Genomic DNA, 22,001 nt, shown 5'->3' with positions numbered 1-22,001 from the left:
CCCGGATCAGCGCACCGGTTGCCCGTAGTCCGATAGTACGAACGGCGGGATCAGGTCGGCGACCCCGCTCAGCACGGGCAGCGCCGTCAGCGTCTGCGGGACCGTCCAGGGCTTGGCGGCGTACGCGACGAGCAGGCTCCCGGAGATCCAGAAGTTCAGTGGCGGCTGGTTGAGCAGCCATTCCATCAGCCGCGGGTGCAGTACGGCGGACGCGTACCGCGCGTCGAGAGCGGTCGCGCGGAACTGGCGGTTGAAGTCCTCGCTCTCCACCTCGACCCGCGCCATCCGCGGCTCGACGGCCGCCCTCTCGTCGAGGACGGATTCGGCGCGGATGTCCAGGTCGTGACCGATGGCCAGCTCGGGCAGCCGGACGGGCAGTTCGATCGCGACCAGGTGATTGACCGAGGTGCTCGGCAACCGACCCCCTTCGCTGTAGACGAACTCGGCCATCCGGATCGGGCGGCCCTGGTACTCGCCGACCAGGGTCCGGCGCAGGTTCCCGTCCGGGGCGAAGATCCGGCAGCCGGCCGCGTGCAGCTGCCCGTCGGCGTCGGTCCCCGGGAGCCAGCCGTACCGCTCGGCGCCGGCCTGTTCCTTGGCAAGCTTGGCGTTGGCCCGGTCGACCCACGGACCGCCGATGCGCGCGATGAGGAGGCCGAACACGACGATTCCACCGATGAACAGGGCCATCCCGAACAGGATTCCGCCCACGGCTTCAAGCCAGCGAGGCACCGCGAGAGCGAGCACAGTCGCAACCTAGCCCACCCAGGGGGTACTACTGGCGGCGGCGGTCCGAGAGGGCGCGCTGGGCCTCGCGGTTCGCCTGGCGTTCGGCGAGGGCGTGGCGCTTGTCGTAGTCCTTCTTGCCGCGCCCGGTGCCGAGCTCGACCTTCGCGTACCCGTCCTTGAAGTACAGCGACAACGGGATGATCGACACCCCTTGCTGCTCCACCTCGCGGATCAGCTTCTGTACTTCGTCCTTGTGCAGCAGCAACTTCCGCGTACGGCGGGGCTCGTGGTTCGTCCACGTGCCGTGTTTGTACTCCGGGATGTGCATGCCCTGCAGCCAGAGCTCGTTCCCGCGGACGGCGGCGAACGCGTCGACGAGGGAGGCCCGGCCCTGCCGGAGGGACTTGACCTCGGTCCCCGTCAGCACCAGCCCGGCCTCCACCACGTCCTCGATGTGGTAGTCGTGTCGCGCCTTACGGTTCTGCGCGATCGGCTTCTCCCGGCCGGTCTGTTTCACCATCCGACCAGTATCGCAGGTGGCTCACAACCACTTCATCGGATTAACCACGCGGCCGTCCTGGTAGACCATGAAGTGCAGGTGGCAACCGGTGGAGTAGCCGGTCGTCCCGGCGTACCCGATGATCTCGCCCTTCTGGACGCGCTCACCGACACGCGCCTTGTACCGCGACAGGTGGTTGTAGACGGTCGTGATGGACGACCCGTCGATCACACCATGTGACACGAACAGGCGGTTCCCGTAACCACCGTTGTAGTACTTGTCCGTCACCACCCCGGAGCCCGCCGCGCGGATCGGCGTACCGCACGGAGCGCGGAAGTCGGTGCCGTCGTGCAGCTTCCAGTAGTGCAGGACCGGGTGGAAACGCATTCCGTACGGCGACGTGATGTAGCTGCTGACCGGATAGCTCAGGCCCCCGCCGCCGGAGGACGGCGGATCGTCCGGGATGTCCCGCGGCTTCCGCTTCTCCTTGCGCGCCTTCTCCCGCTCGGCCTTCTCGGCTGCCGCCTTCCGGCGCGCGGCGGCTTCCTTCTCCGCCTTCGCCCGCGCGATCAGGAGCTGCTCGACGCGGTTCCGCTCCCGCAGCAGCGAGTTGTACTGCGCGAGCTCGGTGTTCTTCTCCTTCTCGGCGGCCTTGAACGCGGTCAGCTTGACCTTCGCGATCGCCGCGGCCTCGGCCCGGTCGGCCGCGACCTGCTTGGTCAGCTCGGTGACGCGCTTGACCGTCGCGGCGGCCTCGGCGCGCGCGGCCTCGGACTCCTTTTCGGCGGCCGCGACCTTGACCCGCTTGCTGGCCAGCTGCGCCTGCGCGTTGTTCAGGTTGGTGATCGCGTTGCTCTGGATACCGAAGACGTTCCGCTGGACCTGCATCCCGGTCGCGATGTCGGCCGGCGCCGCGCCGCGCAGCGCGATCGACAGGCCGACCAGACCGTTCTGCTGCTGGTACGCCGACCGGACGGCGCGCCCCGCGACAGCCCGCTTCTCCGCGATCAGCTTCTCGCCGGCCTCGACATCGGACACCGCCTTGCGCAACGCCGCCTCGGCCGCGGCAAGCTTGCCCGCGGCAACCGCGTCGGCGGCCTTCGCGGCGGCGAGCTGCCCCTGCGCGGCGGCGTACCGGACCTGGACGGCCTGGTACTTCACGACGGCTTGGTTGTACGCGGCAACGGACTTGCCGAGCTGGTCGGACGCGTCGTCGAGATCGGCCTTCTGCTGACCGAGCTGCGCGTCGAGTTGCTTCTTCTTGGCGACCGGATCCGGCGGTTTCGCCTCCGCGGACGGAGCGGACGGAACCGCCGCCAGGACACCGGCGGACAGGGACAGGACAAGGCAGCAAGCGGCAACCGCCGTCTGCCGGCCCGGCGGTCGCTTACGTGATCGCTGGTACGGCGCGGTGGAGGTGCCGGTGCTGTCGTCTCGCTTGATGCTCCCCCGCTCGCGCGGGTTCGCACCGGGGAAGTGCGGGACCACAGGTCGACCCCTTGCTCTGGGATGCAGTTGTGTGCGGTACAGGAGTGACTGCTGTTACTCCTGATACAGCACCATAGGTCACCCAGATCAGACTTTGAGGTATTTCCGCGTTGTCAGGAATGTCGGGATCACGGCCAGGATCAGGCCGACCACGACCATGATCAGCGTGGCCCGGAAGGTTTCGGTCGCGCCGACCCACTGCCAGACGCGGAACGTCTCCTGGGCCCGCTGCATGACCACGAAGTACACCCCGACCCACAAGGTGCCGCAGGCAAAGATCGCGCCCACCAAGGCGGCCAGCACCGCCTCCAGGAGGAACGGCAGCTGGATATAGAAGTTCGAGGCGCCCACCAGGCGCATGATGCCGATCTCCCGTCTCCGGGCGTACGCCGCCAGCCGGATCGTGTTGGAGATCTGCATCAGGGCCGCAACCAGCAGCAGACCGGCCGCGATCAGGGCCCCGACTTGTAGGCCGTTGAGGGCCTTGAACAGCGGATCGAGGTACTGGCGGAGGTCCTGGACGGTGTCGACGCCGGGAAGACCGGCGACGGCGCTGACCAGGTTCTGATAGCGGGTCGGATCTCGCAGCTTGACCCGGAAGGACTCCTGCATCTGGTCCTCGGTGACCGTGCTGACGATCGGCGAGTCCTTGTACAGCTTCTTGAACGACTCGAACGCTTCCTTCTTCGACTCCGAGAACACGCCGTCGGGCGCGGTGTCCGGGTTCGTCTGGATGACCTGCTGGATCCGGTTCTTCTGTTCCTGGGTCACCTCGGCGCCGGAGCAGCCGCGGCCGCCGGAGTCCTTGGTGCACAGGAACACCGAGATCTGGATCTTGTCGTACCAGTTCCCCTTCATCAGGTCGACCTGCTCGCGGGCGAGCAGCGCGCTGCCGAACAGCGACAGCGAGACCCAGATGGTGACGACGACCGCGATCGTCATCGAGAGGTTCCGCTTCAGGCCGATCCCGAGGTCGGAGAGGATGTAGTTCAAGCGCATCAGTCAGTCAGTCCCCTGGTCAGTGCTGGTAGCCGTAGACGCCGCGCGACTCGTCGCGGACGACATGGCCGTTCTCCAGCTCGATCACGCGCTTGCGCATCTGGTCGACGATCGAGACGTCGTGGGTGGCCATCACCACGGTCGTCCCGGTCCGGTTGATCCGGTCCAGCAGCTTCATGATGCCGACCGACGTACCGGGGTCGAGGTTTCCGGTGGGCTCGTCGGCGATCAGGATCATCGGCCGGTTCACGAACGCGCGGGCGATCGCGACGCGCTGCTGCTCACCGCCGGACAGCTCGTCCGGCATCCGGTCCTCCTTGCCGTCCAGACCGACCAGCTCGAGGACCTCGGGCACCGTCTTGCGGATGTGCGCGCGGGGCTTGCCGATCACCTGCAGCGCGAACGCCACGTTCTCCGCGACCGTCTTGTTCGGCAGCAGCCGGAAGTCCTGGAACACGGTGCCGATCTGGCGCCGCATCTGCGGGATCCGCCAGTTGGGCAGCCGGTTCAGGTCCTTGCCGGCCACCATGATGTGACCCTTGGACGTCCGGTGCTCGCGCAGGGTCAGACGAAGGAACGTCGACTTGCCGGACCCGGAGGTACCGACGAGGAAGACGAACTCGCCTTTCTCGATCTCGACGTTGACGTTCAGCAGAGCGGCCTTGGACTGGCCCTCGTACGTCTTGGACACATTCTCGAAGCGGATCACGGGTTCATCCGGCCGTGGTCGGGAACAGGGAGCGACGCGACGGTAACCACGAAGTGCACCGTACGCCACCGGAGCGGCCGGCGATCAGTCTAGGCGCTCCACGGCGTGCCGCCGACCAGACGTGCCGGTCCGTACACCCGCGTCCGATACCCGGCGCGTTTGAAACAGCCGTATGTCAGGCTCGTCCGTCAGGCCGGGGCCGGTGACGGGGTGCCGTTGCCGTTGTCGGGGCGGGCGTCGGCGATCCGGGCGACGCCGGCGTCGGGCTTGCGGCCGGCTCGGCGGGCGGCCTCGACGTGCAACCGGGCCAGCTCGACAGCCTGGCGGGAGACCTTCACGGTCTTCTTCTCAGCCATGGTCACTGTCTCCCTCGACGACCTCGATGTCGGTGTCCGCGATATCAGCGTACGCGGACGCGCCGATGCGGTCGATCGCTACGGCGGCGGTCAGCGCGGCGACCAGATCGTAGTCCTCGGGTTGTAACAGCTCGGATCTCATCAGTGAACGCAGCGTCACCACACCGGCGTCCGTCCCGGCGTCCTCGCCCTCGAGAATCTGCTCGACGGCCCACCGGACCATCCGCATCGTCTCCTCGCGGTGCCGCCAGACGTCGAGCTCGCGGTCGGACTTCCGCGTCAGGTACGCCCCGAGGAACACACCACCCAGCGCGAGCAGCGGACTCAGCACCGTCATCACGACCCCGACGATCGAGATCCAGGTAGGAATCACGGACACACCCCGGCGCTCATCTGCGTCCTCCCAATTCCATGGTCTTGACCGGTCGATGATGCTACGAAGGAGCATTCCACCCGCCACCGACAACCAGGATGACAAGGAGTCGTGTCACCGTGACGGACGAGCAGGACCGCTACGACGTGTTCGTGCAGGGGACGGTGTTTCTCGACATCGTGATGACCGGGCTGGCGTCCGCCCCGACCACCGGTACGGAGATCTTCGCCGAGGGGATGGGGTCGTGCCCGGGCGGTGTCGCGAACTTCGCGATCGCGGCCGCGCGGCTCGGGCTGCGGACCGGTCTGGCCTCGGTGTTCGGTGACGACGCGTACGCCGACTTCTGCTGGCGGACCCTCGCGGACCAGGAGGGCGTGGACCTGTCGCACTCGCGGCGGATCGGCCACTGGCACTCGCCGGTCACGGTGTCGATGTCGATCGACCGGGACCGGGCGATGGTCACGCACGCGCACGAGGCGCCCGGCGATCCGAGCAAGCTGGTGGGTCCGGGGCTGAAGACGCGGTCGGCGATCGTCCCGGTGGCCGAGGAACTGCCGGGCTGGACGGTCGAGGCGCGGCAGTCCGGTGCATTGCTGTTCGGCGACGTCGGCTGGGATCCGACCGACGAGTGGTCGCCGGCGGTGCTCGACGTCCTCGAAGGGTTCCACGCCTTCACGCCGAACGCGGGTGAGGCAATGGCCTACACCCGCACCGATACCCCGAAGGCCGCGCTGCACAAGCTGGCCGACCGGGTCCCGCTCGCAGTGGTGACGAACGGCGCGGACGGCGTACTGGCGATCGACTCGGCGACCGGTGAGGAGGAACAGGTGCCGGCGCTGCCGGTGCGCTCGTACGACCCGACCGGCGCCGGCGACGTGTTCCTCGCGTCACTCGTGCTGGGCACCCTCCGCGGCTGGCCGCTCGCGCACCGCCTGGCCTTCGGCAACCTGTGCGCGGGCCTCTCGGTCCAGCACTTCGGCGGCTCGCTCGCGGCGCCCGGCTGGGGCGACATCATCGACTGGGTCCGCGACCACAGCCGGCACCGCCCCGGCGACGTCGATCCCGCCGTACTCGAGCACTACGCCTTCATCGGGGACGTCCTCCCGGCCGGGCCGGTCCCGATCGTCCGGCGCGCCTCGGCCACGATCGCGCGCCTGTCGGACGCCTGACGCCCGCACCACCAGCGCGACCAGGACCAGCAGTACGCCGCCGCCCAGGAATCCCCAGGACGGCGCGGCCCGTTCGAGCACCAAACCGGCGGCTGCCGACCCCGCAGCGGAGCCGAGGTTGTTGGCGGTGTTGATCCAGGTGCTCGCCTCGGTCCGCTGGTGCGGCGGCGTGACGTCGTCGGCGGCCAGGTACGAGACCACGAACAGCGGGGCGACGGCGGCGCCGGCGATGCCCAGCACGGCCCCGAGCACGACCAGGTCGGTCACGAACGACGCCGCGAGCAGCCCGGCGGCCAGTACGGCGATCAGCCCGCCGAGGTGGGTCGACCAGGACCGGGTATGACGCCGGCGCGCCCAAAGCATCCCGCCGGCCACGCTGCCCGCCGCGATCGCCGCCTCGACGTACCCGGCCGCTCCGGGGCGTCCCGCGTGCTGCGCGACACCTGCCACGCAGACGTACGCCGCGCTGATCCCGGTCGCGGTGACCATGATGACGAACAGGATCCGCCGCAGACCGGGAATCACCAACGGCCCCATCGGATGCCGAGCCGGTACCGACGCCGACGTCGCGGTCGTCACCGGACTCGTCACCATCGCGAACGTGCCGACGACCATCAGAGCGGCCGAGCAGCCGAGCGCGGCCGGTGCGGACACCAGACCGATCAACGTGCCCGCGATCAGCGGTCCGCCGAGAAACAGCGACTCCTCGGACACCGCGTCGAGGGCGTACGCGCGTTCCTTCAGCGTCGTGCCCTCGGTGAGTTGCCGCCAGTTCGAGCGCATCGACGGACCCAACGGCGGCGCGAGCAGCCCGGTCGCGCCGACGAGCAGCAGTACGGCGGCATTCGACGTACCAAGTGTTGCGATGAAGACCAGGCCGACGGCTGCGCCTAGTGCGAGAGGCGGTAAGACGCGGCGCTGGCTGAAGCGGTCGACGAGCCGCGCTTTGTACGGCATCGACAACGACGCGAACCCGAACACCGCGACCGCGGCGCCGGCTGTGGCGAAGGAATGGGTGGATTGCTGGACGGTGAAGAGCAGAGACAACGGGAGCAGACCGTACGACAGCCGGCCGAGCAACGCAGGCACGAAGGTGCGCAGCGCCGACGGCAACAGCAGGACGTCGCGGTAGCTCCCGGCACGAGGTGTGCCGGACACGAGAACGCTCCTAGAGATTCACGACGGAATAGGGCTCGAACCACGCGAGGCGTGGGAGCCGTCTCTAGTCACGGGGCGAGAACATGCGGACCACTCTACATCGTAGGGTCTGAGATGGTGCGCGGGCTGTGGGACCGCGCTGGACGGAGAGGTGCGGGCGATGACGATCAGTCGGCGGCAGATACTCGGGCTCGGAACCGGACTGGCCGCGATGGCCGTGGCGGGATGCGGATCGAACTCCGGGCGGCCGTCGTCCGGTGGATCGGACGGGTCGAAGCCGGCGCTGCAGCAGTGGTACCACCAGTACGGCGAGGCGGGCACGCAGCAGGCGGTGGAGAAGTACGCGAAGGCGTACCCGGATGCGACCGTGACGATCCAGTGGTCGCCGGGCGACTACGAGAAGAAGGCCGCGACGGCGCTGCTCACCGACCAGGGCCCGGACGTGTTCGAGTACCCGAACGGGCCGACGATCGACATGATCAAGGGCAACCAGGTCGTCGAGCTGACCGATCTGCTCGGCGACGCGAAGAGTGACTTCAACGCGGGCCTGCTCGAGCGGATGTCGTACCAGGGCAAGCTGTACGCGATCCCGCAGGTGATCGACATGCAGCTGCTCGTGTACCGCAAGAGCCTGCTGAGCGCGGCCGGCGTACAGCCGCCGCAGACCGTCGACGAACTGCTGGCCGCCGCGAAGAAGCTCACCAACGCCAAGACCAAGGGCCTGTTCGTCGGCAACGACGGCGGTGTGGGTGTGCTCGGCGGACCGGCGCTCTGGTCGGCCGGTGTCGACTACCTGACCAAGGACAACCAGTTCGGTTTCGACGACCCGGCCGCGTTCGAGTCGCTGCGCAAACTGCGGGAGTTCTGGACCTCGAAGGTGTTGTTGCTCGGGGCACCGACCGACTGGTCCGACCCGGCCGCGTTCACCCAGGGCCTGACCGCGATGCAGTTCACCGGCCTGTGGACGCTCCCGGTGATCGAGAAGGCGCTCCCCGGCGATTACGGCGTACTCCCCTGGCCGAAGCTGAACGCCACCACCGGCGCGCCGAGTGTCCCGGTCGGCGGGTACGGCGCCTGTGTGAACGCCAAGTCGAAGAACCTCGACGCCGCGAAGAAGTACGTCAAGTGGCTGTGGGTGGACCAGACCGACGACCAGCTCGACTTCGCGCAGTCGTACGGCTTCCACGTCCCGGCCCGCAAGAGCCTGTCGGCGAAGGCGGACAAGCTGAAGTCCGGCCCGGCCGCGGACGCGGTCAAACTGCTGAACGAGAACGGCCGCCCGCAGAACCCGCTGCTCTGGTCGCCGAAGGCGAGCTCGGCGTACTCCGACGCGCTGAACAAGATCATCCGCAGCGGCGCCGACCCGGCCGCCGAGATCAAAACCGTCAAGTCGGTGACCGAGGCCGAACTCAAACGCATCACCGGCTGACGAACGGACGCGGCCCCTCACCGTCCGGTGAGGGGCCGCGTCCGTACTGACCTGGGATCAGACGACGTTGACGTTCTCCGCCTGCTGCCCCTTCGGGCCCTGGACGACGTCGAACTCGACGCGCTGGTTCTCGTCGAGGCTACGGAAGCCGTCGGTCTGGATGGTGGAGTAGTGGACGAACACGTCCGCTCCGCCGCCGTCGACGGTGATGAAGCCGAAGCCCTTTTCGGCGTTGAACCATTTCACAGTTCCCTGTGCCATGTTGTTGCTCCTCTGTGGAGATGGGGCACACCGCGGTCGCGGCAGACCCGGCCGTTGTCGCACCGGCGGCACACCATCTCTTTCAAGGAAAGATCGGGATAAACCACAGCTACTGAAAATCGACCTGGTCCATACAACCACGAATCCGCATAATTCATTCCCATCGGCCGCGCCGGGCGTGGCAGGGTAGGGCACATGCTGACCCTGCAACCGCTGACCGACGACGACCGCGAGCTGATCGAGCTGGCCCGCCGGACGGTCGACGCGAACACCGACGGACCCGACGGTGTCTACACGATGGGCGCCGCGGTGCGCGGGGCCGACGGCCGGATGTACGCCGGGATCAACCTGTACCACTTCACCGGCGGCCCGTGCGCCGAGCTGGTCGCCCTCGGCCGGGCCCGCGCCGAAGGGGCCCGCGAACTCACCACAATCGTGGCCGTAGGCAACGAGGGCCGCGGCGTCGTCGGCCCGTGCGGCCGCGACCGCCAGGTCCTCATCGACTACCACCCCACGATCCGCGTCATCCTCCCGACCGAGGACGGCCCGGCCTCGGTCCTGGCCACCGACCTGCTGCCCGGCGCCTACCGCTGGACGCCTTAGACGTTCGGGATGATGTCCTTCCCGTACGACGCCAGGGTCTCTTCCATGGCGTCGTGCTGGAGGTACAGGGCGAACTGGTCGACGCCGAGCTCCTTCAGTTCGGTCAGGCGGGCTAGGTGGTTCTCGACCGGGCCGAGGATGCAGAAGCGGTCCACGACCTCGTCCGGTACGAAGTCGGTGTGCGTGTTGCCGGCGCGCCCGTGCTTGGCGTAGTCGTACCCTTTGCGGCCCTCGATGTAGTCGGTCAGCGCCTGCGGTACGGCGCCCGACGTCCCGTACCGCGCGACGATGTCCGCGACATGGTTCCCGACCATCCCGCCGAACCAGCGCGTCTGTTCGCGCTGGTGATCCAGGTCGTCCCCGACGTACGCCGGGGCCGCGACGCAGAACTTGATCGCCATCGGATCCCGGCCGGCCTGCTCCGCGGAACGCCGTACCGCGGTGATCATCCACTCCGCGATATCCGGATCCGCCAACTGCAGGATGTACCCGTCGCCGACCTCCCCGGTCGCCTGCAGCGCGCGCGGACCGTACGCCGCGACCCACACGTCGAGCGCGCCGTTCTCGACCCAGGCGAACTTCAGCTGCTGACCGCGATACTCGACGGTCTCGCCGCGCGCGAGGGACCGGACGACCTCGACGCACTGCTTCATCTCCGCGATCGTGCCCGGCTGCGCGCCGAGCGTCCGCAACGCCGAGTCACCGCGCCCGATCCCGCAGATCGTCCGGTTCCCGAACATCTCGTTCAGCGTCGCGAACTGGGACGCGATCACCGTCCAGTCCCGGGTCCCCGGGTTCGTCACCATCGGCCCGACCACCACCCGGCGCGTGGCCGCGAGGATCTGGCTGTAGATCACGAACGGCTCCTGCCAGAGCAGGTGCGAGTCGAACGTCCACACGTACGAGAACCCGGCGTCCTCCGCCTTCCGGGCCAGCTCCACGATCGTGGACGCGGGCGGATCACACTGGAACACCACACCGAAGTCCACGTCAGCCCCCTACATCAGATAAGACGACAGGCCGCGCTTCAGGAACCTGCCCCGGCCCTTCCGGCCATGGTAGTTGCCGTCAGCCACGATCACTTCGCCGCGGGACACGACGGTGCCCACCCGGCCCTTGATCTCGACCCCTTCGTACGCCGAGTGGTCCATGTTCATGTGGTGCGTCGCGACCCCGATCCGGGTCGTGCCGTTCGGGTCGTAGATCACCAGGTCGGCGTCCGACCCGGGCTGCACGATCCCCTTCTGCGGATACAGCCCGAACATCCGGGCCGGCGTGGTCGCGATCGTCTCCACCCAGCGCTCCAGCGACAGCTTCCCGTCCACCACGCCCTGGAAGACCAGGTCGACGCGGTGCTCGACGCCGCCGATCCCGTTCGGGATCTTGGAGAAGTCGCCGAGACCGAGTTCCTTCTGGTCCTTCATACAGAACGGGCAGTGGTCGGTCGACACGATCGCCAACTCGTTGTTCCGCAGGCCCTTCCACAGGTCCCGCTGGTGCGACTCGTGCTTGCTGCGCAACGGTGTCGAGCAGACCCATTTCGCGCCCTCGAAGCCGGGTGCGCCGAGCTGGTCCTCGAGCGTCAGGTACAGGTACTGCGGGCACGTCTCCGCGAACACGTTCCGGCCCTCGTGCCGAGCCTCGGCGACCTTCTCGAGCGCCTGGCTCGCGGACAGGTGGACGATGTACAGCGGGCAGTCCTGCGCGACCTCGGCGAGCGCGATCGCGCGGTTCGTCGCCTCCGCCTCGAGCGCGGCCGGGCGGGTGATGCCGTGGTAGATCGGGTCGGTCTGGCCCTTGGCGATCGCCTGCTGGACCAGGACGTCGATCGCGATGCCGTTCTCCGCGTGCATCATGATCATCGCGCCGTTCTCGCGCGCGGTCTGCATCGCGCGGAGGATCTGCCCGTCGTCGGAGTAGAAGACGCCCGGGTAGGCCATGAACAGCTTGAAACTCGTGATGCCCTCGTCGGCGACCAGCTGGTCCATCGCCTTCAGCGCGTCGGCGTCGACACCGCCCAGGATCATGTGGAACGCGTAGTCGATGTGGCACTCGCCCTCGGCCTTCGCGTGCCACGCGGCGAGCCCGTCCTGCACGACCTCGCCGGTGCGCTGGACGGCGAAGTCGATGATCGTCGTGGTCCCGCCGTACGCCGCCGCGCGGGTGCCGGTGTCGAACGTGTCGCTGGCCGCGGTCCCGCCGAACGGGAGCTCCATATGCGTGTGCGCGTCGATCCCGCCCGGGATCACGTACTTGCCGGTGGCATCGATCACCTCGTCGACGGCGATCGTGGGCGTGAACGAAGGGTCGAGGACCGCGACGATCTTCTCGCCCTCGACCAGCACGTCCGCGACCCGGGTCCCGGTCGGTCCGACGACGGTTCCACCCTTGACCAGCAAAGACATCCCGGTTCCCCTTCTACGGTTTCGTCAGGTCTCCGTACGCGTCGGGCCGGCGGTCGCGGTAGAACTGCCAGCGGTCCCGGACCGTGTCCAGCAGGCTCAGGTCCAGGTCGCGGACGATCAGCTCCGGATCGTGGTCGTGCCCGACGTCGCCGACGAACTTCCCCTCCGGGTCGACGAAGTACGACGTACCGTAGAAGTCGTTGTCGCCGAACTCGGACTCGATCCCGACCCGGTTGATCGCGCCGATGAAGTACTCGTTCGCGACCGCGGAGGCCGGCTGCTCGAGCTTCCACAGGTACGCCGACAGTCCGCGGCTGGTCGCCGACGGGTTGAAGACGATCTTCGCGCCGGCCAGCCCGAGCGCCCGCCAGCCCTCCGGGAAGTGCCGGTCGTAGCAGATGTAGACGCCGATCCGGCCGACCGCGGTGTCGAAGATCGGGTACCCGAGGTTGCCCGGCCGGAAGTAGAACTTCTCCCAGAAGCCCTTCACCTGCGGGATGTGGTTCTTCCGGTACTTCCCGAGATAGGTGCCGTCGGCATCGACGACCGCCGCGGTGTTGTACAGCACGCCCGGCTGCTCCTGCTCGTACATCGGCAGCACCATCACCATCCCGAGCTCCCGCGCCAGCGCGGCGAACCGCTCGGTGGTCGGGCCCGGCACGGACTCGGCGTACTCGTAGTACTCGGCGTCCTGTTTCTGGCAGAAGTACGGCCCGTAGAACAGCTCCTGGAAACAGATCACCTTCGCACCCGCGGCCGCCGCCTGCCGCGCGTAGTCCTCGTGCGCCTTGATCATGGACTCCTTGTCACCCGTCCACGACGTCTGAACAAGTGCAGCCCTGACAACCTCCGCCACAAGACCTCCCCAAGTAGAGGTCCCATGCTCCATCCGCCCCGGGTCACCCGTCAACGGATGCGGCGCATCGGTAACCTCCGCACATGGCCGAGACCGCGGACCGAGCGCAACTGATCGCCGACGGCTTCCAGCAGGTGTACGTCGAGCTCGACTGGTGGGACGGTCCGCGCGCCGGGATCGTCGATCTCGACGGCGTCCCGCACTACTTCGAGCGCCATGAAGACGATGCTGCGGAGCGGTTGGACGAGTACTACCTGTGGCCCGCAGAGCAGCACTTGGTCGCGCTGGAGCGGGAATCATGGCTGATCTTCGTCCGGTGGAACCGGCAGTACGAAGCCGGGGAGGCTTCGGTCGAAGCCCATCCCGCGCACGGCGGCGTGGACCCTCGGTACGACGAGCTGACCGGGCTCCTCGCACCGCATCGGCGGGTGCCGTCGGACGCGCGGCGCCTGGTCGCCTCCTGGCGCTTCGACGGCGGAGAGCGCTACCGGTCGGACGGGACCGATTGCTGGGTCCGGTGGAGTCCATCCACCTGACAGTTCTCTTCGTCAGATCGTGTGGGTTCGCGGGTCGGCGGGCAGTACGCGGCCGCCGACGGTGGCGTGGCCGGGTGGGTGCCAGGTGGTTCGGAGGTGGGAGCCGGTGCCTTGGATGACCAGGAGGTCTCGGGTCAGCCGGGCGGTCAGTTGGGTGACGGCTGAGCCTGTGGCTTCGTCTTCTACTACGCCCATGGCGGGGGCGAAGGCTCGGGCCCGGATGATGCCGGCGGGCTCGTCCTGCCAGGACCAGAGGAAGGTGTGGCCGGCTGAGTACGACGAAGGGTCGGCTGCCAGGACGTCGTCGGGAGTTGCCAGCTGGCGCCAGTCCCAGGGGCTACCCCAGGTTGTGTCGGCTCGGACGGCGAAGAACTCGCCGGAGCGGGTGACCTGGATCGAGCCTGCGGGGACGTGCAGGGTGTCGACCGGGTGGCCGTGGGTGTGGAGCCAGGCGGCGGCGCCGACGGTGGGGTGGCCGGCGAACGCCATCTCGCCCGTGGCGGTGTAGATACGGAGCGTGCCGGTGGCGGCGTCGTCGACGTACACGGTCTCGCTGTAGCCGAGTTCGGCGGCCACGCGCTGCCGGTCGCTCTCGCCGACGAGGCGGCCGTCGACGATGCCCAGTGGGTTGCCGAACCGGCCGTCCGGGTCGGTGAAGACCCTGACGACCTCTACCGGGAGGTTCAAGTCAGAGAACGGCGATCGCGGCGATGATCGCGATCAGCAGCACCGCGCCGCCGACGATCGCGAGGATCCGCCCGTTGACCTTCGGTTCGCTGGCGGCCTCGGTGGCGCCTTCGTTGACGAAGGCGCGGAACATCTGGGTGTTCGCGCCCGGGTCCTGCTCGTTCTCCAGGTTCTGCATGTTCTGCGGGACGTTCTGGTCAGCCATGGCCCAAGACCCTACCTGCCGTCGGTGCCCGGTCCGCAGACCGCCCGCCGAAGCCTCACACACACCTGATGTACCATTTGGTACATGCGCTTCGATCATTCCAGCACGATCCAGGCCCCGGCCGACCGGGTCTGGGAGGTATTCAGCGACGTCGAGCGGTGGCCCGACTGGACCCCGACCGTCGATTCCGTCGAGCGGCTGGACGCGGGCCGGATCCACATCGGCGCCCGCACCCGGATCCGCCAGCCCAAGCTCCCGGTGGCCGTCTGGGAGGTGACCGAGCTCAAGGAAGGCGAGTACTTCGAATGGGTCTCGAAGGCCCCCGGCATCAAGACCACCGGCGGCCACCGCGTGATCAGCACGCCGGAAGGCACCGTCGCGACCGCGACGGTCATCCAGGAGGGCCCGCTCGGCTGGCTCTTCGGCAAGCTGTACGCCAAGCTCACTCGCGACTACATCGCCACCGAGACTACCAAACTGAAGGAGATCAGTGAGTCGAGCCAGCCTGCTGGCTGAGGCCGTCGAGCACTTCGCGAAGAACGGGATCGGGGACGCGAGCCTGCGCGGTATCGCGACCTCGATCGGCACCAGTCACCGGATGCTGATCTACCACTTCGGTTCCCGCGAGGGTCTGCTCGCCGAGGTGGTCCGCACGGTCGAGCAGCAGCAACGCGACCTCCTCGCCGCGTTGTCGGACCTCCCGGTCGAGGAGCAGGCGGAGGAATTCTGGCGCCGCGTCACTGAGGCTGCGCTCGTCTACGGCCCGCTGTTCTTCGAGCTCAGCGCCCACGCGATGCAGGACCTCCCGCACACCGACTCCCTCAAGGCCGACCTGATCAACGTCTGGCTGCCTCCGTTGATCGAGCTCTGTATCCGCGCCGGCCTCCCGCCGGAGGAGGCCCCGGCGTACGCGCGGCTCGGTCTGGCCGCCTCGCGGGGCCTGCTGTTCGACCTGCTCCTGACCGGCGATCGCGCGGGCGTCGACGAGGCGTCCGCGCTGCTCAACCGGCTGTTCACGCTCCCGGTTCGGTAGGCCGCTCGACCCGTCCCGCCACGATCGGCAACCGCGAGTCCCGCAGTACGGCGGTGAACGCGAACGGCCTGTCGAACGTGAGCTCCAGGCGACGCTCCTGCCGGGTGACCATCGCGGCCCGGGTCATCGCGATCGCGGTCACCGCCGCGGCCTCGAACCCGGTCGCGAAGAACCGCGCGAGCACCTTCTGCTTGGCCTGCCCGACCTGGAGCGGCGTCGGGCTGAGCGCGCTGAAGTGCCCGCGCGCCCCCGGATCCGAGGTGACCGCGGCCAGCCCGAACAGCTGAGGATCCGCGAGCAGATCGTGCTCGACCTCGATGCTGAACGACGGCAGCGACACCTTCAGATCCGGCCGCGACGCCGTGTTCCGCCCGATCGACAGCCCCGGCCCGGGCTCGTCCTCCGTAATGAGCTGACTTCCCGGTACGCCGTCGTTCGGCCGCGCGGCCGCGTCGAGCAGCGCCGGAAGGGCATCGTCGCCGATCCCCAGCAGTACGTCGACATCCTCGTCGCCGCGCACCGTGACCACGGTCAGGTCGTCGTACCGGCGGACCGTGTCCAGGTCGAAATCCGTGCGCTCGAGCCAGTGCCACGAACCCGCCCACGGGCCTTTGCCGACCCGACGGACCTGTTCGGTGAACGGCCGGACCCAGGTGGTTCGCAGGAGCAATGCCGACGCGAGGACCAGCATGACGTCGGCGTCGAGGTTGAGGGGCATCTCACGGATCAGGTCGTCGGTGTGTTCGGCGGCCCAGGCGTCGAGTTTCGCCTTGTCCACGGTGGGGTTGCCGGTCAGTAGGCCGACGAGCGGCGCGGGCATCACGCTGTCGAACGACTCGGCGAGCTTGAGCTGCTCGCTGACCCACACGCCGAGCGCGGCATTCAGATCGGCGGAGGCCTCGATCGCCTCGATCAGGCGGATCGCGTCGGTCGACCCGGTGGCCGGATCCACCCCGGCGGCCGCGGCGAGTTCGGCGCGTCCCGGCTCGTCCGCGCCGGTCGCGAGGATCGCCAGCAGCGGCCAGAGACCGAGCCCGGCGACCACCGTGTTCTCCGCGGGCAGCGTCCGGGCCCAGCGGGTGGTGAGGTCGTTGACTGCGCGCACCACGTCGGCATCCATACCCTCAACACTGCCACACACCGAGTATTTGCCGGAATGACGCTGATTTTCATTTCAAGGGCGCGGTGGGTGGTCGTCCGGACGCACTCCGTTGTGCCAGGATGCGCACCGTGAGTACGCCAACCGAGGTCGAGGAAGTGCCCGAGACGACGGAGAAAGAACCGTCCGGGTCCTCGATCGCGTTCACCGCGACGCTCGTGCTGCTGGTCGGACTCGCGCTGTTCGGACGGCGGCTGTTCAATGCGTGGTTCACCGACGACGGGATCCGGACGTGGGCGACGATGTTCGTCGGCGTGACCGTGCAGGCGCTGCCGTTCCTCGTGCTCGGCGTACTGCTCTCGGCCGCCCTCACCGCCTTCGTCCCGGCCTCCTTCTTCGCGAAGGCGCTCCCGAAACATCCCGCGCTCGCCGTACCGGTGGCCAGTGCGTCCGGTGTCGTGCTCCCGGGCTGCGAGTGCGCGTCGGTGCCGGTGTCGGCGGCGTTGATGAACCGCGGCGTCACCCCGGCCGCGGCGATCGCGTTCCTGCTGTCCGCGCCCGCGATCAACCCGGTCGTACTGGCGTCGACCGCGGTGGCGTTCCCCGGGCAGCCGAAGGTCGTGGTCGCTCGCGCGGTGACCTCGCTCGCGGTGTCGATGATCCTCGGCTGGTTGTGGTTGCTGACCGGCAAGGGCGGGTCGTGGCTGAAGATGCCGAAGAACCGGCACGCGCACGACGACGGCAAGTTCGAGGTGTTCCGGTCCGCGATGCTGCACGACTTCCTGCACGCCGGCGGGTTCCTGGTGGTCGGGGCGGCCGCCGCGGCCACGCTGAACGTCGTCGTCCCGCGGGCCTGGCTCGACCACGTCGCGGGGAACCTCCTGCTGTCGGTGCTGATTCTCGGGCTGCTCGCCGTACTGCTGGCGATCTGTTCCGAGGCGGACGCGTTCGTGGCGGCGAGCCTGACCCAGTTCTCGCTGACGGCGCGGCTCGCATTCATGGTGGTCGGCCCGATCGTCGACGTGAAACTGATCGCCCTGCAGACCGGAACCTTCGGCCCCAAGTTCGCCGTCCGTTTCGCCCCGGCCACCTTCGTGGTCGCCCTCCTGGCCAGTCTTCTCGTGGGGTGGTGGTTGTTGTGAAGCGCAACGTTGCCGGGCTGGTGATCGTGTTCGTCGGGGCTGCGATGGTGCAGCTCGCGACGTCCGGGACGTACTTGCGGTACGTGAAGCCCGGGATGCGGTGGATGCTGCTCGCGGCCGGTGTCGTACTGGTCGCGCTGGCGGTGACCGACGTACTCGTCAAGTCCCGGCAGGACCATGGGCACGGCTTGCCGCGGGCCGCCTGGCTGCTTCTGGTGCCGATCTTCGCGCTGCTCGTCGTGGACCCGCCCGCGCTCGGCGCGGATGCCGCGCAACGGCAGTCACCCGTCGCCGCGAAACCGGTCGCCCCACAGGGGAACACCTACTGGGACGAGTCGGCAGGCCCCAAACCCATCACGGTGCGCGACTACGCGGTCTGGGCGGTGTGGGAGAAGGACACGATGCAGGGCAAGTCGTTCCAGCTGACCGGCTTCGTCACCCCCGCGAAGAACGGCGTCTGGTACGTGACCCGCATCGGTCTGACCTGCTGCGTCGCGGACGGTACGGCGTTCATGGTCGAGGCCCGCGGTCAGGCCGCACCGCCGAAGAACCAATGGATCACGGTGACCGGCAAATGGGCCGAACCGACCAAACGCACCGACGGCGACGTCGCCGCACTCACCGTCGAGACCGTCAAGCCGGTGGCCGCGCCCGCCAACCCCTACGAGTAGTTGACCCAGCCCGCGATGACGGGCGTCCCGGTCGGTCGATGTACGGCGATGAAGCCGAACGACCGCTCGAGGTTCAGGTAGAGCGCCTTCGCACCCAACGCCGCGCCGGCAGCCATGGCCATCGCAGTGACCGCGGCCGCTTCGAACCCGGTCGCCGAGAACCGCGCCATCACGGCTTGCCGAGCCTGCCCGATCGCCAACGGCTGCGGGCTCAGCCCCGGGAAGTGCCCGCTGCTCGCGTCCGACGCGGACGTCAGCCCGAACACCTCGGGATGCTCCAGCAGGTCATGCTCCGCTTCGATCTCGAAGTACGGCATCGACAGCGCGACGGTCGGCTGCATGGACTCGATCACCTCTACACCGGGCGCCGACCGCTCCGCTGCGAGCAGCTCGGACCCGCTCACCCCGTCCCCGTCGAGCTCCAACGCAGCGGACAGCACGGCCGCACGACCACTGTCACCAACCACCAGCCGTACGTCGAACTCACCGGTCCCCCGCACCGTCACCACGGTCAACGGCCCCGCCGCGCTGTCGTACACCTGCAAGCTGTCGAGGTCGGTGTCCGCCCGGCTCAGCCACCGCCGATCGTTCCGCGGGTACTCCTCGAAGGGCAGCGCCCACTCCGTCTTCAGCACCAGCGCCGACGCGAGCACCAGCAACACCTCAGGCGTGAGCTGGACCGGCATCCGCTGCAGCAGTCCGTCCGTCTGCTCGACCACCCACGCGTCGAGCGCGGCGCGATCGGTCAACGTCCCACGGACCTCCGGCGGCAGGAAGCGATCCACGCCCGGCTGCAGCTCGATCTCCGGTCGCGTCCACAGCCCCAACGCCATCCGTAGCTCGGGCGCCTGCAGCAGGCCGCCGTACCGTCCGCCCGCGGCCTCGGCCAGCTCGGTGTGAGCGGGCTCGTCCGCGACCTCGGCCAGCATCGCGAGCAGCGGCTGTACGCCGAGACCGGAGATCACGGTGCTGTCCTCGCCGGGCAGTTCGGCGATCCATCGAGCAGTCAGCCGAGCGACTTGAGATGCGTCCACTCACACATCCTGTCGCATCTGCGTTTCATTCGCATGAAGCGCACAGTCGAGCCCAAGGTCCTGTACTTCGGTACGCCCGTCGTCCTGATCAGCTCCGTCAACCCCGACGGCACCACGAACCTCGCCCCGATGTCGTCCGCCTGGTGGCTCGGATACACCGCGATGCTCGGGATGGCGACGAGCTCGCAGACCGTGAAGAACCTCGTCGAGCGGCCGGAGCTCGTGCTGAACCTGGTCGAGCCGGACATGGTCGCGGCCCTCGACCGGATCGCACTGCTGACCGGGTCGGAGGAGATGTCGGAGTCGAAGCGGGCGCGCGGGTACCGGTACGTGCCGGACAAGTTCGCCGCCGGCGGCCTGACCCGCGAGCCGAGTGAACTGTCCGGCCCGGATTCGGTCCAGGAGAGCCCGATCAACCTCGAGGGCCGGATCGAGACGATCCGCGGGATCGGCGGGCCCGATTCGCATCTGTGCGCCTTGGAGATGACGGTCGAGCGGGTCCGGGTTCGCGAGGACCTGCTGATGAGCAACGACCGCTACATCGACCCGCTGCGCTGGGACCCGCTGATCATGAAGTTCACCGAGTACTTCGCGGGCGGCGCTCCGGCGTACCCCTCGTCGCTGGCGCGCGGGTGGCAGATGCCGCCGCTCACGCAGCTGCCTTCATCAGTTCACGGGTCTCCGTCGGTCGCGGGCTCCGGCGCCTGATGATCGTGCAGGCCATGCCGCCGATCACCAGCACCGCCGCGATCGCCTGCTGTGGGCCGACGGCCTCACCGCGCAGGACCCACGCGGCGGACATCCCGACGACCGGGACCAGCAGTGAGAACGGTGCGACCGTGCTGGCGTCGTACTGCCGGAGCAGGCAACCCCAGACGCCGAACCCGAACAGGGTCGCCCCGAAGGCGAGGTACGCGATCGCGCCGATGCCGCTCAGGTCGATCGCGCGGATCGCGTCGGCGTCCGCCGTCGGCCCCTCGGTGAGCAGCGAGAGGAACAGGAGGGGTACGACGGCGACCGCGCTGGCCCAGACCATGAAGCGCAGCGTGTCCGGCGGCTTCGCGTACCGGGTGATCATGTTGGCCACACCCCAGAACCCGGCCGCGACGATCACCAGCAGCAACGCGCCCAGCGGCGCCGACAGCTTGCGGTCGAGGACGATCAGCACGATCCCGACACATGCGATGACGATGCCGGCGAGCTGCGCGGGCCGCGGCCGCTCGCGCAGTACGGCGATCGCGAACAGGACTGTGAAGATCACCTGACTCTGCAGCACGAGCGACGACAGCCCGGCCGGTACGCCGTGATCCATCGCGATGAACAGCAGCCCGAACTTCGCAACCCCGAGTGCGAGTCCGACGCCGACGACGTACCGCCAGGCGACGCGTGGAGGGCCGAGCAGGAAGATCGCGGGGACGGCCGCGAAGAAGAACCGCAGCGCCGACAGCAGGAGTGGCGGCATCCCTTCGAGGCCGACCTCGATCACGACGAAGTTGATGCCCCAGACAACGACGACGGCGAGGGCGAGGAGCAGGTCACGAGGCTTCATACGGTCCAGTGTTGGCCGGAGTACACTTAAGGACCAGCACCGATTGCTACCGCTAACGATGTAGGAGTGCTTCATGATCGATCTCGGGCGACTCCGGGCACTGCACGCGGTGGCGCTGTACGGATCGGTCAATCGGGCGGCCGAGGTGCTCGGATACACGCCGTCCGCGGTGTCGCAGCAGCTGGCGAAACTGGAGCGGGAGACCAGGACGACACTGATCGAGCGGCAGGGCCGCGGGATCGTGCTGACCGACGCGGCCCAGCAGCTGGCGTCGACGGCAGCGCGGATTCTCGAGCTGGTCGAGGACGCCGAGCTGACGCTGGAGGAGCAACGCGGTCAGGCGATCGGGACGCTCAGCATCGCCGCGTTCCCGACCGCGGCACGAGGGCTGTTGCCGCCTGCCCTCGCGCGCTTGATCGACGAGCACGATCGACTGGACATCCGGGTCGTCGAGACGGATCCGTTCGAGGCGGTGGCCGCCGTCAACCGCGGCGAGATCGACATCGCGATCGTCCACGACTGGCACAACACCCCACTCGGGCTGCCCGAGGGATTGTCGCGGGTGAAGCTCGGCTCCGATCCCGCCGACGTACTGGTGCCGGCGACGCATCGCCTGGCAGGCAAGGAGTTCGTCCGCGCAGAGGATCTGGTCGGCGAGCGGTGGATCTGCCAGCCGGTCGGGTCGATCTGCCACGAGTGGCTGATCCGGACCATGCGCCGCGCCGGCGTCGAGCCGGAGGTCGCGTACTCCGTGGCGGAGTACCAGACCCAGCTCGCGATGCTCGCCCGCGGCCTCGGCATCGGACTGCTCCCCCGGCTCGGCCGCGGACCGGTCCCCGACGGCGTCGTCGTCGTACCGCTGCAACCTGCTCCGAGCCGCCGCCTGTACGCCGTCTGGCGCACGACAACGTCCCGCCGCCCGGCGATCACCGTCACGCTCGCGACGCTCAATGCCGCCTGGCCTGCCCGCGACACCGCCTGATCATTCATGATCACCTTGCGCGACCAATT

At 68.5% G+C, this 22,001-nt stretch carries 26 protein-coding genes and 1 pseudogene; 10 read left to right on the top strand and 17 right to left on the bottom strand.

Going from position 1 to position 22,001, the window contains the following annotated elements:
- Positions 1-6: 6 nt before the first annotated feature.
- The 7 genes from E0H92_RS24550 to E0H92_RS24525 all read right to left on the bottom strand — a co-directional run bounded on the left by E0H92_RS24550 (position 7) and on the right by E0H92_RS24525 (position 5,153).
- The gene (locus tag E0H92_RS24550) at positions 7-747 is read right to left on the bottom strand and encodes a hypothetical protein (protein ID WP_165549951.1); all 741 of its coding nucleotides are present in this window, start codon (positions 745-747) and stop codon (positions 7-9) included.
- A gap of 28 nt (positions 748-775) precedes the next feature.
- Positions 776-1,249: an SsrA-binding protein SmpB gene (gene smpB, locus E0H92_RS24545; RefSeq protein ID WP_131459981.1), complete on the bottom strand. Its 474-nt coding sequence runs from the start codon at positions 1,247-1,249 to the stop codon at positions 776-778.
- Positions 1,250-1,270: 21 nt separating this feature from the next.
- Positions 1,271-2,716 (bottom strand): M23 family metallopeptidase, encoded by a 1,446-nt coding sequence (locus E0H92_RS24540; protein ID WP_131459982.1) that lies wholly within the window; start codon positions 2,714-2,716, stop codon positions 1,271-1,273.
- A gap of 87 nt (positions 2,717-2,803) precedes the next feature.
- Entirely contained in the window at positions 2,804-3,715 is a 912-nt protein-coding gene (gene ftsX, locus E0H92_RS24535; protein WP_131287179.1) for a permease-like cell division protein FtsX, read from the bottom strand.
- A gap of 19 nt (positions 3,716-3,734) precedes the next feature.
- Positions 3,735-4,424, bottom strand: a complete 690-nt coding sequence (ftsE, locus tag E0H92_RS24530) for a cell division ATP-binding protein FtsE (protein ID WP_131287181.1) — start codon at positions 4,422-4,424, stop codon at positions 3,735-3,737.
- A gap of 188 nt (positions 4,425-4,612) precedes the next feature.
- Positions 4,613-4,780 carry a hypothetical protein gene (locus E0H92_RS44270; protein WP_165547081.1) on the bottom strand — a complete coding sequence of 56 codons (168 nt, stop codon included), beginning with the start codon at positions 4,778-4,780 and terminating at the stop codon, positions 4,613-4,615.
- Positions 4,773-5,153: a hypothetical protein gene (locus E0H92_RS24525; protein ID WP_238152488.1), complete on the bottom strand. Its 381-nt coding sequence runs from the start codon at positions 5,151-5,153 to the stop codon at positions 4,773-4,775. The genes E0H92_RS44270 and E0H92_RS24525 overlap by 8 nt, the downstream gene beginning before the upstream one ends.
- 119 nt (positions 5,154-5,272) lie before the next feature.
- Between E0H92_RS24525 and E0H92_RS24520 the strand changes: the two genes are divergently transcribed.
- Positions 5,273-6,322, top strand: a complete 1,050-nt coding sequence (locus E0H92_RS24520; RefSeq protein ID WP_238152489.1) for a carbohydrate kinase family protein — start codon at positions 5,273-5,275, stop codon at positions 6,320-6,322.
- 54 nt (positions 6,323-6,376) lie between these two features.
- Here the strand turns inward: E0H92_RS24520 and E0H92_RS45185 are convergent.
- A pseudogene (locus E0H92_RS45185) lies at positions 6,377-6,811 on the bottom strand (MFS transporter); the annotation flags it as partial.
- Positions 6,812-7,640: 829 nt separating this feature from the next.
- On the opposite strand from E0H92_RS45185, the gene E0H92_RS24510 reads away from it, so the two are divergent.
- Entirely contained in the window at positions 7,641-8,909 is a 1,269-nt protein-coding gene (locus E0H92_RS24510; RefSeq protein ID WP_131459985.1) for an ABC transporter substrate-binding protein, read from the top strand.
- Between the two features lie 57 nt (positions 8,910-8,966).
- On the opposite strand, the gene E0H92_RS24505 is transcribed toward E0H92_RS24510, so the two are convergent.
- The gene (locus tag E0H92_RS24505; protein WP_130382162.1) at positions 8,967-9,170 is read right to left on the bottom strand and encodes a cold-shock protein; all 204 of its coding nucleotides are present in this window, start codon (positions 9,168-9,170) and stop codon (positions 8,967-8,969) included.
- 195 nt (positions 9,171-9,365) lie between these two features.
- On the opposite strand from E0H92_RS24505, the gene E0H92_RS24500 reads away from it, so the two are divergent.
- Positions 9,366-9,773 carry a cytidine deaminase family protein gene (locus E0H92_RS24500; protein WP_131497846.1) on the top strand — a complete coding sequence of 136 codons (408 nt, stop codon included), beginning with the start codon at positions 9,366-9,368 and terminating at the stop codon, positions 9,771-9,773.
- Here the strand turns inward: E0H92_RS24500 and E0H92_RS24495 are convergent.
- The 3 genes from E0H92_RS24495 to E0H92_RS24485 are packed head-to-tail and all read right to left on the bottom strand — an operon-like array spanning position 9,770 to position 13,067.
- Entirely contained in the window at positions 9,770-10,762 is a 993-nt protein-coding gene (locus E0H92_RS24495; protein ID WP_131497845.1) for a TIGR03842 family LLM class F420-dependent oxidoreductase, read from the bottom strand. The two genes, E0H92_RS24500 and E0H92_RS24495, sit on opposite strands and share 4 nt — an antisense overlap.
- A gap of 9 nt (positions 10,763-10,771) precedes the next feature.
- Complete coding sequence (gene hydA / locus E0H92_RS24490) at positions 10,772-12,178, bottom strand: dihydropyrimidinase (RefSeq protein WP_131497844.1); 1,407 nt, start codon at positions 12,176-12,178, stop codon at positions 10,772-10,774.
- A gap of 13 nt (positions 12,179-12,191) precedes the next feature.
- A complete protein-coding gene (locus tag E0H92_RS24485; RefSeq protein WP_131497843.1) occupies positions 12,192-13,067 on the bottom strand; it encodes a nitrilase-related carbon-nitrogen hydrolase in 876 nt (291 codons plus the stop codon).
- 50 nt (positions 13,068-13,117) lie between these two features.
- On the opposite strand from E0H92_RS24485, the gene E0H92_RS24480 reads away from it, so the two are divergent.
- Positions 13,118-13,570 carry a hypothetical protein gene (locus tag E0H92_RS24480; protein ID WP_131497842.1) on the top strand — a complete coding sequence of 151 codons (453 nt, stop codon included), beginning with the start codon at positions 13,118-13,120 and terminating at the stop codon, positions 13,568-13,570.
- Between the two features lie 12 nt (positions 13,571-13,582).
- Here the strand turns inward: E0H92_RS24480 and E0H92_RS24475 are convergent, their stop codons facing one another.
- Entirely contained in the window at positions 13,583-14,257 is a 675-nt protein-coding gene (locus E0H92_RS24475; RefSeq protein ID WP_131497841.1) for a PhzF family phenazine biosynthesis protein, read from the bottom strand.
- Between the two features lies 1 nt (position 14,258).
- Complete coding sequence (locus E0H92_RS24470) at positions 14,259-14,462, bottom strand: hypothetical protein (protein ID WP_131459991.1); 204 nt, start codon at positions 14,460-14,462, stop codon at positions 14,259-14,261.
- 84 nt (positions 14,463-14,546) lie between these two features.
- Here E0H92_RS24470 and E0H92_RS24465 point away from each other — a divergent pair, with 84 nt between their 5' ends.
- A complete protein-coding gene (locus tag E0H92_RS24465) occupies positions 14,547-14,978 on the top strand; it encodes an SRPBCC family protein (RefSeq protein ID WP_131497840.1) in 432 nt (143 codons plus the stop codon).
- A complete protein-coding gene (locus tag E0H92_RS24460) occupies positions 14,953-15,495 on the top strand; it encodes a TetR/AcrR family transcriptional regulator (RefSeq protein WP_131497839.1) in 543 nt (180 codons plus the stop codon). Before E0H92_RS24465 ends, E0H92_RS24460 begins: the two co-directional genes overlap by 26 nt.
- On the opposite strand, the gene E0H92_RS24455 is transcribed toward E0H92_RS24460, so the two are convergent.
- Positions 15,476-16,615: a serpin family protein gene (locus tag E0H92_RS24455; protein ID WP_131497838.1), complete on the bottom strand. Its 1,140-nt coding sequence runs from the start codon at positions 16,613-16,615 to the stop codon at positions 15,476-15,478. The genes E0H92_RS24460 and E0H92_RS24455 overlap by 20 nt on opposite strands.
- 110 nt (positions 16,616-16,725) lie before the next feature.
- On the opposite strand from E0H92_RS24455, the gene E0H92_RS24450 reads away from it, so the two are divergent.
- On the top strand, positions 16,726-17,736 hold the full coding sequence (locus tag E0H92_RS24450; protein ID WP_238173572.1) for a permease: 1,011 nt from the start codon (positions 16,726-16,728) through the stop codon (positions 17,734-17,736).
- Positions 17,733-18,407 carry a TIGR03943 family putative permease subunit gene (locus tag E0H92_RS24445; protein ID WP_238152492.1) on the top strand — a complete coding sequence of 225 codons (675 nt, stop codon included), beginning with the start codon at positions 17,733-17,735 and terminating at the stop codon, positions 18,405-18,407. The genes E0H92_RS24450 and E0H92_RS24445 overlap by 4 nt, the downstream gene beginning before the upstream one ends.
- Here the strand turns inward: E0H92_RS24445 and E0H92_RS24440 are convergent.
- Positions 18,398-19,441, bottom strand: coding sequence for a serpin family protein (locus tag E0H92_RS24440; RefSeq protein ID WP_202873792.1), 1,044 nt, complete (start codon positions 19,439-19,441; stop codon positions 18,398-18,400). The two genes, E0H92_RS24445 and E0H92_RS24440, sit on opposite strands and share 10 nt — an antisense overlap.
- A gap of 33 nt (positions 19,442-19,474) precedes the next feature.
- On the opposite strand from E0H92_RS24440, the gene E0H92_RS24435 reads away from it, so the two are divergent.
- Positions 19,475-20,149, top strand: a complete 675-nt coding sequence (locus tag E0H92_RS24435) for a flavin reductase family protein (RefSeq protein WP_131459996.1) — start codon at positions 19,475-19,477, stop codon at positions 20,147-20,149.
- On the opposite strand, the gene E0H92_RS24430 is transcribed toward E0H92_RS24435, so the two are convergent.
- Positions 20,091-20,990 (bottom strand): EamA family transporter, encoded by a 900-nt coding sequence (locus E0H92_RS24430; RefSeq protein ID WP_131497837.1) that lies wholly within the window; start codon positions 20,988-20,990, stop codon positions 20,091-20,093. The genes E0H92_RS24435 and E0H92_RS24430 overlap by 59 nt on opposite strands.
- A gap of 73 nt (positions 20,991-21,063) precedes the next feature.
- On the opposite strand from E0H92_RS24430, the gene E0H92_RS24425 reads away from it, so the two are divergent.
- Positions 21,064-21,972 carry a LysR family transcriptional regulator gene (locus E0H92_RS24425; protein ID WP_131497836.1) on the top strand — a complete coding sequence of 303 codons (909 nt, stop codon included), beginning with the start codon at positions 21,064-21,066 and terminating at the stop codon, positions 21,970-21,972.
- Positions 21,973-22,001 lie beyond the last annotated feature (29 nt).

Origin of the sequence: Kribbella speibonae, from assembly GCF_004331375.1 — a bacterium.
Taxonomy (GTDB): Bacteria; Actinomycetota; Actinomycetes; order Propionibacteriales; family Kribbellaceae; genus Kribbella; species Kribbella sindirgiensis.
Note: the sequence above shows the minus strand (reverse complement) of the source record. Positions and strands in the feature narration are given on the sequence as shown.